The sequence below is a fragment of the Bartonella sp. AP258QHHD genome, assembly GCF_042196145.1.
Taxonomy (GTDB): Bacteria; Pseudomonadota; Alphaproteobacteria; order Rhizobiales; family Rhizobiaceae; genus Bartonella.
The window spans coordinates 38,765-55,661 of the sequence record NZ_JBHIPR010000014.1; the positions used below are offsets into that span (position 1 = coordinate 38,765).

Annotated in this window: 16 protein-coding genes, 2 tRNA genes and 1 pseudogene; 4 read left to right on the forward strand and 15 right to left on the reverse strand. The window is 41.6% G+C overall.

Features of this window, described 5'->3' with window-relative positions:
* Positions 1–34: 34 nt before the first annotated feature.
* The 10 genes and pseudogenes from ACFIMM_RS01180 to ACFIMM_RS01225 form a co-directional block, all read right to left on the reverse strand.
* Positions 35–172, reverse strand: a complete 138-nt coding sequence (locus ACFIMM_RS01180) for a hypothetical protein (protein ID WP_375612855.1) — start codon at positions 170–172, stop codon at positions 35–37.
* An 87-nt stretch (positions 173–259) separates the two neighbouring features.
* On the reverse strand, positions 260–817 hold the full coding sequence (locus ACFIMM_RS01185; RefSeq protein ID WP_375612854.1) for a hypothetical protein: 558 nt from the start codon (positions 815–817) through the stop codon (positions 260–262).
* A gap of 194 nt (positions 818–1,011) precedes the next feature.
* On the reverse strand, positions 1,012–1,560 hold the full coding sequence (locus ACFIMM_RS01190; RefSeq protein WP_375629550.1) for an RNA polymerase sigma factor: 549 nt from the start codon (positions 1,558–1,560) through the stop codon (positions 1,012–1,014).
* 197 nt (positions 1,561–1,757) lie between these two features.
* On the reverse strand, positions 1,758–2,168 hold the full coding sequence (locus tag ACFIMM_RS01195; RefSeq protein WP_375629547.1) for a hypothetical protein: 411 nt from the start codon (positions 2,166–2,168) through the stop codon (positions 1,758–1,760).
* Positions 2,153–2,308 carry a hypothetical protein gene (locus ACFIMM_RS01200; protein WP_375612851.1) on the reverse strand — a complete coding sequence of 52 codons (156 nt, stop codon included), beginning with the start codon at positions 2,306–2,308 and terminating at the stop codon, positions 2,153–2,155. Before ACFIMM_RS01200 ends, ACFIMM_RS01195 begins: the two co-directional genes overlap by 16 nt.
* Complete coding sequence (locus tag ACFIMM_RS01205) at positions 2,308–2,916, reverse strand: recombinase zinc beta ribbon domain-containing protein (protein ID WP_375629545.1); 609 nt, start codon at positions 2,914–2,916, stop codon at positions 2,308–2,310. The genes ACFIMM_RS01200 and ACFIMM_RS01205 overlap by 1 nt, the downstream gene beginning before the upstream one ends.
* Before the next feature lie 77 nt (positions 2,917–2,993).
* Complete coding sequence (locus ACFIMM_RS01210) at positions 2,994–3,344, reverse strand: recombinase family protein (RefSeq protein ID WP_375682581.1); 351 nt, start codon at positions 3,342–3,344, stop codon at positions 2,994–2,996.
* On the reverse strand, positions 3,326–3,538 hold the full coding sequence (locus tag ACFIMM_RS01215; protein ID WP_375629539.1) for a hypothetical protein: 213 nt from the start codon (positions 3,536–3,538) through the stop codon (positions 3,326–3,328). The genes ACFIMM_RS01210 and ACFIMM_RS01215 overlap by 19 nt, the downstream gene beginning before the upstream one ends.
* A pseudogene (locus ACFIMM_RS01220) lies at positions 3,535–3,983 on the reverse strand (DUF2924 domain-containing protein). Before ACFIMM_RS01220 ends, ACFIMM_RS01215 begins: the two are co-directional and overlap by 4 nt.
* Positions 3,984–3,993: 10 nt before the next feature.
* The gene (locus ACFIMM_RS01225; RefSeq protein WP_375646230.1) at positions 3,994–4,197 is read right to left on the reverse strand and encodes a hypothetical protein; all 204 of its coding nucleotides are present in this window, start codon (positions 4,195–4,197) and stop codon (positions 3,994–3,996) included.
* A 335-nt stretch (positions 4,198–4,532) separates the two neighbouring features.
* On the opposite strand from ACFIMM_RS01225, the gene lexA reads away from it, so the two are divergent.
* Genes lexA through ACFIMM_RS01240 form a run of 3 tightly spaced genes read left to right on the forward strand, consistent with a single transcriptional unit; the run spans position 4,533 to position 8,254 of the window.
* Positions 4,533–5,996 (forward strand): transcriptional repressor LexA, encoded by a 1,464-nt coding sequence (gene lexA / locus ACFIMM_RS01230; RefSeq protein ID WP_375629533.1) that lies wholly within the window; start codon positions 4,533–4,535, stop codon positions 5,994–5,996.
* Between the two features lie 4 nt (positions 5,997–6,000).
* Positions 6,001–7,227 (forward strand): hypothetical protein, encoded by a 1,227-nt coding sequence (locus ACFIMM_RS01235; protein WP_375692581.1) that lies wholly within the window; start codon positions 6,001–6,003, stop codon positions 7,225–7,227.
* Entirely contained in the window at positions 7,196–8,254 is a 1,059-nt protein-coding gene (locus ACFIMM_RS01240; RefSeq protein ID WP_375629527.1) for a hypothetical protein, read from the forward strand. Before ACFIMM_RS01235 ends, ACFIMM_RS01240 begins: the two co-directional genes overlap by 32 nt.
* Positions 8,255–8,503: 249 nt before the next feature.
* Here the strand turns inward: ACFIMM_RS01240 and ACFIMM_RS01245 are convergent.
* The 4 genes from ACFIMM_RS01245 to rplU all read right to left on the reverse strand — a co-directional run bounded on the left by ACFIMM_RS01245 (position 8,504) and on the right by rplU (position 14,413).
* Positions 8,504–8,593 (reverse strand) — tRNA-Ser (locus ACFIMM_RS01245).
* A 1,117-nt stretch (positions 8,594–9,710) separates the two neighbouring features.
* Positions 9,711–12,242: a phosphoenolpyruvate--protein phosphotransferase gene (gene ptsP, locus ACFIMM_RS01250; RefSeq protein WP_375629525.1), complete on the reverse strand. Its 2,532-nt coding sequence runs from the start codon at positions 12,240–12,242 to the stop codon at positions 9,711–9,713.
* A gap of 1,409 nt (positions 12,243–13,651) precedes the next feature.
* Positions 13,652–13,921, reverse strand: a complete 270-nt coding sequence (gene rpmA / locus ACFIMM_RS01255) for a 50S ribosomal protein L27 (protein WP_100130483.1) — start codon at positions 13,919–13,921, stop codon at positions 13,652–13,654.
* A gap of 12 nt (positions 13,922–13,933) precedes the next feature.
* Positions 13,934–14,413, reverse strand: coding sequence for a 50S ribosomal protein L21 (gene rplU, locus ACFIMM_RS01260; RefSeq protein ID WP_375672089.1), 480 nt, complete (start codon positions 14,411–14,413; stop codon positions 13,934–13,936).
* A 285-nt stretch (positions 14,414–14,698) separates the two neighbouring features.
* Here rplU and ACFIMM_RS01265 point away from each other — a divergent pair.
* Positions 14,699–14,788, forward strand: a tRNA-Ser gene (locus tag ACFIMM_RS01265).
* Between the two features lie 317 nt (positions 14,789–15,105).
* On the opposite strand, the gene pgi is transcribed toward ACFIMM_RS01265, so the two are convergent.
* Positions 15,106–16,770, reverse strand: a complete 1,665-nt coding sequence (gene pgi, locus ACFIMM_RS01270; protein ID WP_375628411.1) for a glucose-6-phosphate isomerase — start codon at positions 16,768–16,770, stop codon at positions 15,106–15,108.
* Between the last annotated feature and the right edge of the window lie 127 nt (positions 16,771–16,897).

Genomic DNA, 16,897 nt, shown 5'->3' on the forward strand with positions numbered 1-16,897 from the left:
ATTGCTTGGCCGTGGCGTAATCTTCCAGTGCGTACTAAGCTTTACGGGCCAGTGTGGTGGCCATTTTCTTGGCCGTGTATTCAAAAGCATCGAGCAGTGCTTCGAGCTCTGCATCGGTACACTTCTCATTTTGAACATCTTCAATCACGGCCTTGTAAAATAGTTTGCTCATGGTGTTATCTCCCTATTTTCAATTACTTTTTACACTTACAGTAACGCTTCATTCCTGGCGCTTATCAAGTGAATAAGATCTTGTTTTTCAAGGATTTGAGCGGAACTTGGCTAAGGCACGTTGATCAAACCAGAAGGACATGACAGCGGCAAATAATGCCTGTGTTTCAGCATCCCACAGGGCGATCAGTCCGTCGGTAATTCCGACACCCTGATCCAATAACTTGAACAGTGCAGCGGTTTTGACGGTGGCGAACAGAATGAAAAACGCATAGGTGATAATCGGGCGAACAGATGCACGCAGAGCCTCAACCCATTTCACCCCACTGGGCTGGCTGGCATGAGCATAGAGCGCTTTGCTTTCTGCCACATCGGCCTGCACCTGTATTTCTTCAAGACGCTGCGTATGGCCTTGACGTTGCGCTTCCGTATAAAGCTCACGGATGACAGACAGGTGCTTGTAAATGGCGCTTTGTTCTTTATCCAAAGCCTGTGCGGCAAAGGCCAGATCATCCAGAGTGGCCTCATGGATAGGTTTGGTGGTGTCTTCTTCTATGACACCAAGTGCCGGGATTTGAATAAATGCCGAAACATATTTGGCGTAAAGGCTGTCTTTAATCAGCTTTTGTAACGATGGTTTAAACATGAAACCTCCTTGATTTCGTAGGTTAAAATTTGCTCTTTGGTCATGTCGTTTCGGCTGCCGGGTTCTGACGCCGCCCAAAGAGCAAAGCGGTCGCGGTATTTCCTGCTTCAGGTCTTGTATTTCCGCGAGAACCCGGCATGTTTTCTTGCCTTCAAGGAGTTACTTACCGAGAGGGCTCAAAAACTGTCGGCGGCTCAGTGCAGATATTCCGCAAAGCCACGCTCCTTCAGCGATCCGCGAAGTTCGGACAGCGTCCCGTAGAGGGTTGAGCGTAGGGTTTTGGTTTTGCGTGAGATTTCACTGATGCTGAGCGTTCGCAGATCAACCAGCAGAAACACCAGATGCGGCGGCATCTGCTGAACAGCTTGTTCAAGGTCAATTTGAAGGTCGCGGTTGGTCAGGTCTTCGGTTGCAGGGTCAGGCAGAGCGTTGTCGTCGCCGTCCTTATCCTCAAGCCACGCATCAAGTGAAAAATCACTGATGCCGAACCCACGTTTTTGGGCGCGGGCGGCCTCAATGAGGCTGGCACATTTGTGGTTGAGGATGCGGTCAACAAAGGTCGACCATTTTGCTTTTTCAGGAACATAAGCCTGCTTGCGGAATAAATAATCCAGCATCAACTCTTGCTCGAGGTCCTCGACTTCTACGCCATGAATGGCGGAGTGCCGCATCAGGCTGCGTGCGTGATAACGGACTTGGTTTACGACATAAGGATAGATGCCTTCATAGTTGTTTTTGCTCATGGTTTTCGTCTCCAGTTGCGGTTAGCCGCCACGCGGGCGGGTCAACTGGGACTGGCGAAAACTCACTGGAGACCCTGAAAATCGGTGCGTTACTCAAGGCGCAAAAACAAAAAAGCCCCGCATGCCGGGGCTTTGGTGGGTGTAAATTTTTTTGAAAAAAATTTCAGGGTGGTCGGTGAAATTTCACCGAAGGGAGATTAGGCAAATCCAAAATGCTTTAATTGCTCATCCCAAATATCGGGAAATGGGGTTTGTATATCCTGCAGGCTTAACTGGCGCGGCTGCGTGCCATCCAAGATGGCCTTTTTGATCTGGGGAGCAAGTTGATTGAGGCGCAGTATCCGCGACATATAAGAGGTGTTGATCTGGCGTTGGCGTGACATGTCATCAATGGATTTATAGCGCCCCGTATCAAGCAGGTTTTGCCAGTAATAGGCTTTGGCAAAGGCCGTTACGAATGTTTCGTCTTGCTTGGGTGCTTCTTGTGGCGGGGTCATTTGGTAGCCTTCGGGCAAAATAATCATTTTCTTGCCACCATATTTCTTGATCCGCATTGGCACCCGGATTGAAATGCTGTTGTTCGCCATCATATTTACGCATTTATCCATGCTTTCTCCTCCAGTTTTTTTGTTGAAATGCCTTGCAGCCGCTTGTCTTGCTCGTCCAATTCCCGAGCCAAACTATCCATGCCTGCAGCCCTGATCCGGATATCGACAAATTCATAATTGACGATGACTTTTTCAATCATCAACTCAAGGATGCGTTGTTTTCAGCAGGATAAAGTTCTTGCCAGATCGGGACGATGTCATTCAGGTTGCTGTAAACCTCATGCTCCGTGATGGTCTCATCCTCTTTTTGTGCTTCGCGCCACGTTTCCATGATCATCTCCGGCGAGGCAAAAACAGCTTGAAGCTGATTCAATATCAATGCCTCCGTTTCATTGGCGCTGACATTGCGAACCTTGCAATCCGGGTTGATACCTTTGCGGTAATGTTCACAGGTGTAATAGCGATAAAGCCTGCCACCTTTTTTACGGGTATGACTTGCCACCAATCCACATTCGCATTCACCGCACTTCAAAAGCCCCATCAAAATGGCCTTGGTTTTCTTCCGCGTGATTGCGCCTCGGTTGATGGTATTTTCTTTCATGGTGGCGCGGACTTTATTCCACGTGTCTATATCGATGATGGCTGGATGGCGGCCTTCGTAGATTTTATCTTTATGTTTGATTTTTCCGATATAGATGGGGTTTTGCAGAATCTTATAAAGGCCGTCTTTATCCAGTGCTTTACCACCGATAACACGTCCGTTTTTGGTTGTGCGCTTTTTGCTTAATACCCCCATGCGCGGCAACATCTTTGCCATTTCCGTGGGCGACTCTGGTCATCAAAAATAGATCGAATATTTTGCGGATACCCTCAGCCTCATCGGGCTCAATACAAGCTCACGGTTTTTGACCACATAGCCCATAGGTGTGACACCCCCATCCACATGCCTTTGCGTTTGGAGGCTGCCAATTTATCGCGGATACGTTCGCCGATCACTTCACGTTCAAATTGGGCAAAGCTGAACAGGATGTTCAGCGTCAATCGGCCCATTGATGTGGTGGTGTTGAATTGCTGAGTAACGGAAACGAAGGACACTTTGTGCTCGTCAAACAGATCAATCAGTTTGGCAAAATTAGCCAAGGAGCGTGACAAGCGGTCAACCTTGTACACGACAACTGTATCAATCAGGCTGCTTTTGATGTCGTCCATAAGGCGTTTTAAAGCTGGGCGATCCATATTGCCGCCTGTAAAGCGGCCATCATCGTAATTATCGGGAAGCTGGAACCAGAGCCTTCATGCTTTTGTGAGGCGATGTAGGATTCACAAGCTTCTCGCTGAGCATCAAGGCTGTTGAACCCCATGTCTAAGCCTTCCTCGGTGGATTTGCGCGTATAAATCGCGCAGCGTTTTTTCGGTGTGGTTGTGCTCAATGTTTGTCTCTTTGTGCTTTGTTGTTTAATCCGAAGAAGGCAGGTCCAGACCAGCTGCTGCCTGTAATGGCCAGTGCAACCTTGGACAGGCTTTTGTATAGGCAGCCTGCATATTCATAACCTTCCTCTAAAATGGTGACCTGATGCCCTTATATTCCCGCACCAGTTTGATACCGGGGATGGGCCGCTGATATTGTGTCTTGCGTTTCGGCTTGGCTTTTTTGCCAGAGCCGAATAAATCATTGGCCTGCTGTTCGATCCGGTTCTCAATCTGTGGATCAACGCCGTAAGCAAGCTCCTGCAGGCGATAAGCCAGTCTGCGGACAATGTGGCTTTTATGGCCACCGGGTGGTTCGTCCTGATACACATCCCGCCATAAAGCCTTTAAGTCGGATAACGGCATATTTGGGAGCGCCGCCACACGCGCCAGAAGTGTTTTATCCATTCTTCACTTCCTACGATTCTGCTTTTTTCTTTTGCTTCAAGCGGAGGCGTTGCCAGCCCAAGCCGACAATATGGGCGACTTCCTTTTGCCGATCTGCATCGGACACAAGTCCGGCAGGAAGTTGGCCCAGCTTGATTTGTAATCGCTCCCGTTCGGTGAGCTCTTTGTTTTCATGACTCATCAGGAACTCCTTGGTTTTTTGGTTCTTCGTCATGGACATGAATGCTTGGAAAAAACCTGAAGTCCAATGAATTAGAGGGATGTGTTGGCTCGAACTGACGGTTCAGGCGTATCTTGCGACGCAGGATGCCAAGTGTCAGCAAATGCACTACCTCATTGCGGCAATCTCGTTCATTTATTAGGTTTGGAGAAAGTGAAGACATGGCGAACCTCCTTGAGAATTATTGCGTCGTTCAAGGAGTTACTTACTGAAATGACTTGAAAACTGTCGGTTCAGTCAATGCTATGCATTGAATCAAATTAGGCTTGTGAAAATCATAAGCCTAATTTATATTAGGTTGTTAATTAAGATATAGTTGAAGTTTGAAAATGTCAATTTTGCTCAAAGATATATGGCCGATTGAAAATTTGGCCGACTATAAAATTCACTTTGCGAGATACAACCAGCACTCGCAGCCGCTAGAAGTATGGGGAAGAAGCAAAGAAGAATGGCAAGGCTGGCAGGAATACTGGCCGGGCCGCAATGATTTTAACAGGCCGCTTATTTTCTCACTCATGCAATTTCACTACGAAACCGACATCTGGCTGTTCGGTGGTGTGTTCAGAGTATTGGAGAAACATGCAGACCGCTATGAGGTTGAGCTTACTGATTTGGGCAAAGAGTTTATTGGGCGTCTGAAAATCCGATCATCTTATCGCAACCGCACGACTAGGACCAATATGGAGCCACATTACCATAAGTTTGAAGTGCAAGAGATTTTGCGTGAGCCATATTCCGGTAGAGCATTCTGCGGATACGATAAAATAGACTTATCATTTGAAGAGCTCGAAGTCTTGATCAAGAATGACAGGCCAGATTGGAAAACAGCACTAGAATGCGTTAAGGGTATTTACCCGATTACCGATACGCATACGGGAAAACGCTACATCGGCTCTGCTTATGGTGATCAAGGCATATGGTCACGATGGAAGTGTTACATTGAAACGGGTCATGGGGGAAACAAAGGCATTCATGATATGATAAACAAAGCGGGAATTGATTACTGCCGTTCTCATTTCCGTTTTGCGTTGCTTGAGCAGCGGCTTAGCACCCCCCCCCCGATGAAAAAATACTGGAAAGAGAAGTCTTCTGGAAACGCATTTTGCTCACAAGAGGCGAGCAAGGGCTTAACCATAACTGAGTGTAAGATGGATAGATTAACACAAGCACAACAGAGTTTATTACAGGCCATTGAGCGCCTGAAACGTGCCATGGAGATGTCGCCCACGGTACAAGAGCTTGCTGTGGAATTGGGGGTGAAAGCACCCAGTGTGTTTGAAGGGCTCAAGCGACTGGAAGATAAAGGCTATATTCGCAGACAGGCGCGAAAAGCGCGGTCCATCGAAATCCTCCATGCACAAACACCGGATAAGACCAACTTGACGGCTGTTCCTGTTTTGGGGATGATTGCGGCTGGCCAACCGATTCTTGCTCTTGAAAACAAGATTGGTCAGGTCATGGTGCCGAATAATGTTCTACGCGGGAAGTGCTTTGCGCTCAAAGTGCACGGCGACAGCATGATCGATGCTGATATTTTCGAGGGAGATTACGTTGTTGTGCGCCAGCAATCTATTGCTGAAAACAGCGATATTGTGGTGGCCATGGTTGGCGAAGAGGCCACTGTAAAGCGGCTGAGTATTGAAGGGGAGCATATTGAGCTGCGCCCTGAAAATCAGAAACGAAAACCCATCATCATAGGACAACAGGATGAACTTAAAATAATTGGGAAGGTCTTACACGTCTGCTCGGGTGTTGACACCGAGGCCCTCCTAGACGAACCCCAAGGAGGATAACTACATGAGCACCTATAATTTACGACGTTTTGCCCAACCTGATGTTTTGAAACACATCGAACAAGATAATCTGATTACTTTTCTTAAAAGGTATGAAAGCTACCTGACCGGACGCGGGTTCAGCTTTGAACTGAATGAAGATAATGAGCTGGATTTTGAAACGCTCTGCCAAGTTCTGATGAATCCATCAGAGGATATGGACATTGAATTCGTTGAAGCCTTGTTTTTCATTCAAGAAATGTCCGATGGTGAACATTTTGAAGAGTTGAGTGAACAGGCTGAAGCCAATAATATTGACACGCATGAAGATTCAACAGCAGCTGATTTGGCCTTAGCATTATGGCTGCACGATCCCGAGCTTTTAAAGCGTCCTCACGCAGAGGCGATGATCCTCAAGCCAAAATCATTCATGTATTTCCAGTCTGATCAAAAGTCCCCTGATACGTTTACTCTTCCAAAATCAGAAACCATGCGAACGCTGGAAGCTGATATGGACGCTTGGTTTTTGAAAAATAAACGCGGCACTGACTGTCGAATTTTGCCTGTCAGCGCAGAGGACGAAGACAAGACATACTTCCTGATCCGTCATGGCATGCCGTTTAAGCGTGAGGGCAAGATTGAATCTGGACAATCCAAGACCATTTTTTACCGCCCAGAGTTTCATGACGTGATTGTCTATGATCGTGCCAATAATGAACTAGCCGTCTTTAATAAGTCCGGTGCCAAGAAAGAGCGCACCATGTATTTAGATTTGTTCAGCCAACATCTCTTCGGTCAGGCTGAATATTTCCCCGGCGCAGAAAAATATACATTGCAGCCACTGATCGATAACGGCGTTGATGCTTTGGCTTGTGCCGATATTGATGGACTGGAAGATATAAAGCTGGCAGAAATCCAGCACCAGTTTCTTGGACCGTATAATGACAAGCAGACGCTACGCTCAAATGATGTGTTTGCGTCCTTAGCCTCAAGAGATCGTGAATTCCCGAACTTTGGCAGACTAGTCTCAGCCAGTTTTTCGGTGAAATTTGAAAATGCCAAACGTCCACGCATGGTCAAGGTGCGAACACCGAATATGGCCAACTTTGATCGCAAGGAAGATTCTCACCTGATTGAAACATGGCTGCGGAAACGTGGCTTTGTAAATGAGCAGAAAGAGGAAGAAGACAGCAAACAACCCGTAGCACATCAGGAGAGTCATGACGCCGTATCAATCGCCGCCATGGCGTAAACTCACAGAGCTTTCTGGTGGCAAGGGTGTAAAAGCTGAATGGCTAGACTTTCCAGAAGAATTGCTTGCCATCACCAATGAGCAGGCATCTGCCATTCCCTGTAATGGCCGAGCTGGGTGCTACATGAATGTCGTGCAACATGGGTCTAGCGATATTGTTGGCATCTGCACATCAGATACCAAGCAGTGCGACCGACGCACGCTCAAAAAATCAGAACTGGCGCTGTATCGCATAGATCATAAAAAGCTGGCGACCAAAATTGCTGAGGCCATTGGTTTTACTGAGGAAAATGAAAAGATCACGGGCCAAACGGCTCTTTGGAAATTTGGTGTGCTCAATCCACAAGCCGAGCATAGCTTTCCTGTCTATTGCTTTTTGGGCCAGACATCCTCGCAGTTGGATAAAATTGTCAATCAGCTTTGCATGGCTGATCAGACGTTTCTGTTAATTGCCTCCACCAGCAGTCTTATCAGCACTGCCAGCTCTGACGCAAGCATCAGGCATAAATCCAAGCTCATCGGCATAAATGATGTGCTCGTCGTTGATGCTGCAGGCAAGGTCACGGCGAGAGACAGCGCTCAAACCATCATCTCCAATTGGTTGGAAACGGTGTTGCCGAAATCAGCTAAACCGGGATCTGAGTACCAATTCCCGACACCAGCAGGCGCAACATGGGAGCAGTTTGTGTTCGAATTTACCGCAACAGAGATGTTGTCAGTGACATGCGGACAAACTCAGAAACGTCTGGAACCTGAGCATCTGAAGATGAAAGATCAGAGATCTGGAAAAAGAACGAACCAGTGGACACTCCTATTGGTTCTTGCAAAAACCGGGGGAAGCCTCTCGTGGCAGGATAGCGATGCAGATGATAAGCTAAAAAAGCAGAAGCAGGAATTAGCAAACAAACTCAAACAGACCTTCGGCCTTTCTGAAAACCCGCTTCGATGGTCGCGTAAAGAGAAGTGCTATAAAGCCCGCTTCATCATTCGCGCAGATGATAATGTCCTGCGTCAGCTCACTGGTTGACAATGCTAGGCATAGACTGCTGCGAACTGGTCAATTGCCAAACCCTTGATTTCCCATGACTAAAAGCTCCGTACTTCGTTTTTCCAAGTACGGTGTTTTTCAGGAAAGGGGCATATATAGGAGAAAAATTAGAGAAAAACGGGGTGTTTTTATAGAGAGGAAGTCAATTGCAAATAGCGAAAAAGCCCGCAAATGCTGGGCTTTTGAGGCTATGCCATATAAGGCATATGAAAGTTCGTTTTAGGTTAATGGCGGAGAGAGAGGGATTCGAACCCTCGATATGGTTTCCCATATACACGCGTTCCAGGCGTGCGCCTTCAACCACTCGGCCACCTCTCCAGAAGTTCGCACTATACCCAGAAAGAAATAACGTGCAAGTCTAAACTATACATTCAAAACCCAAAAAACAAATTCATTTATTAAAGTAAGAGCTTTTATCTGTTGAATAACAAGCACATCCCTTCTTTTTAAGAAAAAACTTTTTTCGTGGATAGGTTTGTAGAATACAATAATGAGAATAAAAAGATTGTCACCAGTTATAAACTTTCATGCTCATTTACGCACTTTCTGCTTCACAAAAAAATACTTCTCTTAAAATTAGCATACAGCCCATAGTTTTACACAATCAAATAATTAAAATCACTTACTTATACGTCATAGGAAGGGATGGTATGTGGGGGAAGAACATTTTAAGAGAGGATAAGCGGCTCTTATGCATTTTCTTAAATAGCACGAATTTTTGCAACATTGAGAGCTGTAAAATAGTGTGATGGTATCAGTTTTCTCTTTCATAGGATTACATAATAAGCCCTATTCTAAATCCTCTATTCAATTTCACACTTCTATATTTAGTTGATACTAAAGAAAATAAAATTCAGAAAAAAACTTTGCATTTTTAATTTAATATGTATGAATATATTTTATTTTCTAAAATGAAAAAATAGTCTCATTTTGATCAAATACAAAATCATAAAAATGCAAACCTGTTTTCATTTTTACCATATATTTTTAAATTCAGCGTTACAGTTTTCAAAATATCTAAAGTAGTCTCCATTATTTAAAAAAAATTACGTATTACTTCATACTTTTGATTATCGCATTCTTTAAGTGGGATATGGTCTCATAACAAAACAGAATACTCTAAAAATACTATTTTCTTTTTGTCGCCTAATGTTACAATATCTATTGCTATTTGAGAGAATGCATAAAAGGAATTTATTCTTTCTTAGAGTGTTTTTATCCATACATTACTCCTCCTTGTAATGTATAAAAGGGTAATTTTTATTAATTAAATATAGAGAAATTTAAAACGAAAAAAACCTACAATATTCAGGGTTCTCATTATGTAAAACGATAAATTACCATTATAAATTCATATACTGTATTAATGTTTTACAGCACTAAAGATCTGATTACTCTGCAAAATGAGCTCGTTCTTTCCCCTTAATGTTCTTTATTACCTTATATCCTTGCTTAGAGCACGTACAGCTCGTGCAGTTTCACATTGTAATGCTTTTTGTGCTAAAATTTTCATATCTTCAAAACTATGAGTCTGTAAACACGCCTTTACTGGAGAAATATCGCAAGATATCATAGAAAGCTCATTAATTCCCAATCCAGTCAAAATCATTGCACCAAAAGGATCTCCAGCCATACCACCACATACACTAACCCAACACTTATGTTGTGCAGCTCCCTGAATAGTCTGATAAATCATACGCAAAACTGCTGGATCAAGGCTATCAGCTTCAGACACAAGGTACGGATTTTGCCGATCAACAGCCATTGTATACTGTGTTAGGTCATTGGTTCCAATTGAAAAAAAATCAACATGGGCGCTTAATACATCTGCCATAATGGCCGCTGCTGGAACTTCGATCATAATACCAAGTTTTAATTTTGGTGCATCAACATCGTTGCGGATTTCCTCTGCAATCTTTTTTATAGCGACAATCTCTGAAACAGACATGACCATCGGAAACACAATCCATAGATCTCCACCCTCTTTTGCCGCTCGATATAAAGCACGTAATTGAGGCACCAAAAGATCACGTCGACGTAACAAAAGCCGCGTTCCTCGAACACCTAAAAAAGGATTGTCCTCTTTAGATAAATGTAAATGCGTAATCTGTTTATCTCCACCAATATCAAGTGCACGAATAATTAATGGCTTATCTCCTACAGCTGTAATCATCGCCCGATATATATTAAATTGTAGCTCTTCATCCGGAATATATGGATTCTCTAAAAACAAAAATTCCGTGCGCATGAGTCCAACACCTTCAGCCCCTAAATCAAGCGCAACAGGAACCTGATTTGCGTAGTTGACATTAGCCATAATACGAATTCTTTGACCATCTATCGTTTGCGCTGGTAATCTACACGCACTTATTTCACTGACACGTTTTTGCGCAACAGTATCAATATGCCTTTGAGCATCTTCAACGTCTTCAAGCGTAGGATTAAGGTAAATAAACCCGTTATCGCCATCAATAATAGCCTGAATATCAGACTGAATTGCTAAAATATCATCACCTGCAGCAACAACCATTGGAATACCAAGAGTACGCGCCAAAATAGCTGTATGAGATAATGGACCTCCCCATGCTGTTGCTAATCCTTTTACCCTTGTACAATCAAGTTGTGCTACATCAGAAGGAGAAAGGTCATTTGTAACCAGAATTACACCATGTGGAATATCATTTAAAAAGAACGATCTATAGGATGGATTGATTTCACCTAAAACACGTCGACCAACATCAACTAAATTAACAGCACGTGCTGCTAACAAAGGATTATCTACCTTAAAAAACATATCTGAAAATTGACGAACCGCTCTATCCCAAGACCAAGCGACACCATGACCTTCCGCTATAAAACGACAAGCTTGAGCTATTAAATTTTCATCTTCAAGCAAAACCATTTGCGCAGAAAAAATCGCAGCAGAATCTGCTCCCATACGCACTGTAATATCAGAAATCACAGATGCCATTTTATGTTTTGTTTTTGTAAGAGCATTTTCAAGACATGCTGCACCAGCTGCAAAATCAATTGGCTGATCTATTATGGAAATATCATTTTGCCTTAAAACAAAAATCTTACCAAATGCTAATCCTGAACTCGCTCCAACACCAGAAATGCCTTTTTGCATAGAGCGTGGATACCAACCATGAAAAGCCTTTGTTTGAGATTCCATTGCTCTCATCAGACATTTTTCACTAATACTCACTTTTTTTGCAATAGCAATGGCATCATTGAGAAGTTGTGCTCCTTCTGCAGCATCTGTAGAAAAAATCAGAACATCACCGTTTTTTGCTCCTAATTGCAATAAACCAACCAAATTTTTCATTTCAACGGTATATTGACCATGGCGAACTCTGATGGAACTTTGAGCCTTTTTCGCAAAATCAACCCAAAGAGAAGCTGGTCGTGCATGAAGACCACTTGGATAATCTAAAGTCCATTCCTGACACACAGAAAGGTCACCAATAAAAGTTTTTTCTATCTTCATATTTTGGTCAAACAAAGTTGTAACAATTTGTTGTTTGTCCATAGTTGTTGCAAGTACTTCAAGCTGTTTTTTATCAAATAAAAGAGACGTCAATTTTTTACAAATTTCTCTATAGCGATCTGGACACGCTGCAATGGCAATAACCAAATATGCTTTCTTGCCATCCTGCCACTCAACACCAGCAGGAACCTGTATAACAGCAACAGCATCCTTGATAATTAAATCACGATTTTCAGCCATACCATGAGGAATGGCTATACCATTTCCAAGCCAAGTATTGGTTGTTTCTTCACGTGCAAGCATGCTTGCCAGATAACACTTATCAACTGCACCAACCTGCACAAGCAATTCAGCAGCAGCATAAATTGCATCATTTTTATGATCAAAAGCAGCTGCAAGTTGTACAGATCTTATAGACAAGATTTCACCATCAGCAAAATCTACATTCATTGCTTCTGCTTTCTCATATCTCATCATGAATTCAAATTGCCTCACATTTGAACACCAATATCTCTGACACATTCCTTTTCAAAGCTGCATTTCCCAAAATACAAGCTATAAATACCACCACAGCTTTATTTATATTTTACGGAATATAGCTAAGTGAGGTGCTTAAATACCTCAATATAACCGATAAAACAATTGGATATTATTATCTAGCGAAGTGCTTAAAACCATTATAAGCAAATCTACCTCTTACTCTTTTACTTTACAAAGACAAAACCCCATTTTCTACAGAACCAATCACCTGAAAAACTATGTTTTCGAAACGCTCTCATTATCCTAAGTTATTCAACATAACTTTTCATTATTTTTCCTACAAGAAAGCATCCTTCCCAATCATCCGTAACTTCAGCTAATATTTTGATTGATTCCTCAAAGTTTATTTAACCTATTATCCCTCTTTATAAATTCATTACATAATTACAAATTGCTCCATGCAACTTATCATCTTTAAAATTCCGTGCTGCCCATCTTATGATATCAAACCCTCGATATATAATATTTATATATTTTAAGCTACACCTTTACTTCAATCAATATCGCAAATACACAATACCCTCTGTCGCACATTTGCAAAGTACGAACATCCCCCCCCCAAGCACCATCATCAATTACTAAAATAAAGAAAAACTCTACAAATAAGATAAATAAAGTAAAAAATGAAACGCAATGATTGCCTTAACCCTAGCTCTTATGCTTATTTACTTTCAACAATACACAATAATAGTGAAATCAGAAAAAATATTCTTGAAGGGCGCTGATTGCACGTTGGTTATTTTTATATCTTTAAACACCGTCCTCCTTAAAAATATAATTTCACTCTTGATTTACCGAAAATTCCTTAATGCACGTCACTTTCAAAGTCGTTTTGGCTGCCTTCTTATGGATTTTTTATCCCTATGTCTTTTTAAATGAATAGCCACACCTATCCACACTACCACCTAAAAACAGTATGACAACTCATCAATACCACAATGCCGATAAAAAGACCCATCTTTATCAAAATGATTACATAAAGAATGCTCTCATTAAATTTCTCATAATTTTCTGAAAACAAACTGCTTCTCTTATAAGAAATCACTAGACACTTCTTCATGCATAAAAAGAAAGTCTCTCTCACTATTATTATACAGAAATTTATCAACAAATTCTATCATAATATCAATATGTTCAGGACTAAATACTAACATAACATCGCACAAACTCTTTCCCTCATTGAGAAAAGCCATTTCCTCAATTGTACCTTTTTCGTATATCTTCTACATTTATTATAGTACCAACGCAAAAAGGGAAAGATAAGACTCTATCTTTCCCTTTTAATACTTATAAAACCACAACTATAATTCAATGAAATCCTGTTGATTGCTAGAGAGTGTTACAGATTACTCTGCTGCCTCCAGCATAGGAATGACTGAAACATAGGAACGATTACCCGCTTTGCGTTGAAAAGAAACCTTTCCATTTGATAATGCAAAAAGCGTATGATCTTTTCCAATACCAACATTGTTACCAGGATGCCAACGTGTACCACGCTGGCGAATAATAATATTTCCGGCAATAACGGTTTCACCACCAAATTTTTTAACGCCTAGACGTTTCGATTCTGAATCACGACCATTACGCGAGGAACCACCAGCTTTTTTATGTGCCATAGACGCTCTCCTTTAATCTTTCTTACTCTTTGATGCTACAGACGCTTTCTTCTGCGGCGCAGTCTTTTTTTCAACCGTTTTTTTAGCCGTCTTCTCAACAGAAGCAGCAGCTTTTGTTTCTTGTGGTGTAGTTTCTTCTTCTTTTATCGGTTTCGCAGCAACTTTTTTAGGTTTTGAACCACCCATTAAAATTTCTAAAACACGAAGCCTCGTAAATTCTTGACGATGGCCACGCGTGCGTTTAGAATTTTGACGACGGCGCTTCTTAAATGCGATAACCTTGCACCCACGTGCCTGTTCTAAAATCTCAGCTGTCACCAATGCATCAGCAACGACAGGGGTACCAATAACCGCATTACCTTCTTGCCCAACCATTAATATGTCATTGAATTCAACAACATCACCCGCATTTCCACTAACTTTTTCAACTTTTACCACTTGATTAGCAACAATGCGGTATTGCTTACCACCAGTTTTAATGACTGCGAACATTTTTTATCCTTCCGTTCACTCCAGCTCTTATTTAATTTCTGCCTTGAAATAAGGGAAAATAGGCTGCTTTTTATCAGTCGTAATAGATCCCAAAGAAGGATAAAACCTTCTTCAACACAAATATGCGCAGATTTCCCCACGCTTATATTTTGTATATATGAAGGAATTTCTATTCTCTGTCAATAAAGTCCCATAAAAAAGAAAAAAAGGTTGTACCAAAAACAATTGAAGGTTATCTACCCCTTATACACTCAAATAGTGCCGATTTTTGTTTCACTTTATTATGGAGAGATGGCTGAGTGGTTGAAAGCACCGCACTCGAAATGCGGCATAGGGGCAACTCTATCGGGGGTTCAAATCCCTCTCTCTCCGCCACAGTTTATAAAGCGATATTATTAAAACTGTCTTTAATCGTAGCTTTCCGGTTGTAGCTTGTCAGCAGGTTTTGTACCAATTTATTTTTTTCGAAGGATTTTAAGGGGGGGCTCAAAGGGTCTTCAAAGACCTCTCAAAGGTCTTTATCGTTTTTGCGAATAAATTCTCATTTTTACAATTTTTGCACTTTTTTGATTTTCTGTTACATAAATCTAATCCAGATAATAAGAGAAGGCATAGTAAAATTAAAGAATTATCTCATATTTCTCCTCCTTCTACTTTTGCTTAGTTAGTACAAAACCTACTGTAAAATTATATTATTTTGCACGTCTTGCTTGAATATGTGCTAGCAACCCTAATGTTGAACTATCACGATTATCCGCTTTACTTTCTCCACGAAGAATTGGTAGTAACTCGTTTGCTAATTCTTTACCAAGTTCAACACCCCATTGATCAAATGAATTAATATTCATTAAAATCCCTTCAACAAAAGTGCGATGTTCATAAAGCGCAATAAGACGACCGAGTGCAAAAGGTGTTAATGAATCTTGAACCAGCGTAATGCTGGGACGGTTTCCTTTAAAACTTCTATGACGTGCTAAATGGTCTGCTTCACCCTCATCAACTCCATTTTTTATCAAGATATGCCGAGCATCTTCAAGACTACGCCCCTTCATCAAGGCTTTTGATTGTGCTAAACCGTTTGCTAGCAACATCTCATACATAGAATGTAATTTTTTCTCATGCCCTTTTATAAATAAAATAAATTCTACAGGAATAATATCTGTTCCTTGATGCAGAAGCTGAAAAAAAGCATGTTGACTATTTGTTCCTGAATCCCCCCAAACAATTGAACCACTTGAAAAACTTAATGGTTTTCCATCCAGCGAGACTTGTTTACCATTTGATTCCATATCAAGCTGTTGTAAATAAGCTGGAAAATGTATTAAACGCTGTGCATAAGGAATGATCGAACGTGATGAATAACCACAAATAACACGATGCCAGAATCCTAAAAGAGCAAAACGAATAGGAATATTTTTATGCAAAGGCATAGTTTTAAAATGTTGATCCATTTGCAAAGCACCATTGAGAAATTGGCGAAAATTTCCACCACCTATTGCAAACATAACAACAAGTCCAATGGCTGACCAAATTGAATAACGTCCTCCAACCCAATTCCAAAATTTAAAAACTCTTGTGGAATCTATGCCAAATTCTGCCACTTTATCAAGCGCACTTGAAACAGCAACAAAATGCGTACAAACGGCTTCTTCTCCTAAATGTGAACAAATCCACTGACGTGCAACTTGAGCATTGACCATTGTTTCAGCCGTTGTAAAAGTTTTAGAAGCAATGACAAACAGCGTTGTTGCTGGATTCAAAATAGAGAGAGTATCAGAAATATGGGCACTGTCAGCATTCGAAACAAAATGACACTGTGGACCATCATGATAAGGTTTTAAAGCATATGTGACCATTGCAGGACCAAGATCAGAACCACCAATACCAATATTGACAATATCACTTATTCTCTCGCCACTGCTTCCCTTATAGCTTCCATCACGCACCTTTTCAGAAAATCTTTCCATATCTTCAAGGACGTCTTGAATATCGCGAATAAGATTATGACCATCCAACATGAAAATTTCATCAGCAGGTAAACGTAATGCAATATGAAGAACTGAGCGTTTTTCAGTTGTATTAATCGCCTTACCAGAAAACATTGCATCACGCCGGCCTAACACATCTGCTGCGACCGCTAAATCATCTAGAAGTTGCAATGTTTTAAATGTCACACCACATTTTGAAAAATCGAAAAGAAGATCATCAAGTCTGAGGGAAAAATGGGAAAAACGCTGTTCATCTTCTACAAAATGCCGACGAATATCATAGACCCCATCCTTTGCGGCATGGTTTCTTAAAGCTTTTAATGTGGCTTCAAAAGCCATTTCATTTCGAATCGAAAAGCTATCTCCCATAAGCTTATCCTATACGGTTATTGATAATGAAATCTATGCCCAAACAATAACAAAGCAGAAAACACCTCCTTTATTGCTCGCTATTTTCACTGCTCACATAAAAATGAAGGAATATACAAAATAAAAG

Bases quoted from the DNA above. Each gene is read 5' to 3' on its own strand.
- ACFIMM_RS01180 (WP_375612855.1), bottom strand. From the start codon at position 172: ATGAGCAAACTATTTTACAAGGCCGTGATTGAAGATGTTCAAAATGAG.
- ACFIMM_RS01185 (WP_375612854.1), bottom strand. From the start codon at position 817: ATGTTTAAACCATCGTTACAAAAGCTGATTAAAGACAGCCTTTACGCC.
- ACFIMM_RS01190 (WP_375629550.1), bottom strand. From the start codon at position 1,560: ATGAGCAAAAACAACTATGAAGGCATCTATCCTTATGTCGTAAACCAA.
- ACFIMM_RS01195 (WP_375629547.1), bottom strand. From the start codon at position 2,168: ATGGATAAATGCGTAAATATGATGGCGAACAACAGCATTTCAATCCGG.
- ACFIMM_RS01200 (WP_375612851.1), bottom strand. From the start codon at position 2,308: ATGATTGAAAAAGTCATCGTCAATTATGAATTTGTCGATATCCGGATC.
- ACFIMM_RS01205 (WP_375629545.1), bottom strand. From the start codon at position 2,916: ATGTTGCCGCGCATGGGGGTATTAAGCAAAAAGCGCACAACCAAAAAC.
- ACFIMM_RS01210 (WP_375682581.1), bottom strand. From the start codon at position 3,344: ATGGATCGCCCAGCTTTAAAACGCCTTATGGACGACATCAAAAGCAGC.
- ACFIMM_RS01225 (WP_375646230.1), bottom strand. From the start codon at position 4,197: ATGACGAAGAACCAAAAAACCAAGGAGTTCCTGATGAGTCATGAAAAC.
- lexA (WP_375629533.1), top strand. From the start codon at position 4,533: ATGTCAATTTTGCTCAAAGATATATGGCCGATTGAAAATTTGGCCGAC.
- ACFIMM_RS01235 (WP_375692581.1), top strand. From the start codon at position 6,001: ATGAGCACCTATAATTTACGACGTTTTGCCCAACCTGATGTTTTGAAA.
- ACFIMM_RS01240 (WP_375629527.1), top strand. From the start codon at position 7,196: ATGACGCCGTATCAATCGCCGCCATGGCGTAAACTCACAGAGCTTTCT.
- ptsP (WP_375629525.1), bottom strand. From the start codon at position 12,242: ATGATGAGATATGAGAAAGCAGAAGCAATGAATGTAGATTTTGCTGAT.
- rpmA (WP_100130483.1), bottom strand. From the start codon at position 13,921: ATGGCACATAAAAAAGCTGGTGGTTCCTCGCGTAATGGTCGTGATTCA.
- rplU (WP_375672089.1), bottom strand. From the start codon at position 14,413: ATGTTCGCAGTCATTAAAACTGGTGGTAAGCAATACCGCATTGTTGCT.
- pgi (WP_375628411.1), bottom strand. From the start codon at position 16,770: ATGGGAGATAGCTTTTCGATTCGAAATGAAATGGCTTTTGAAGCCACA.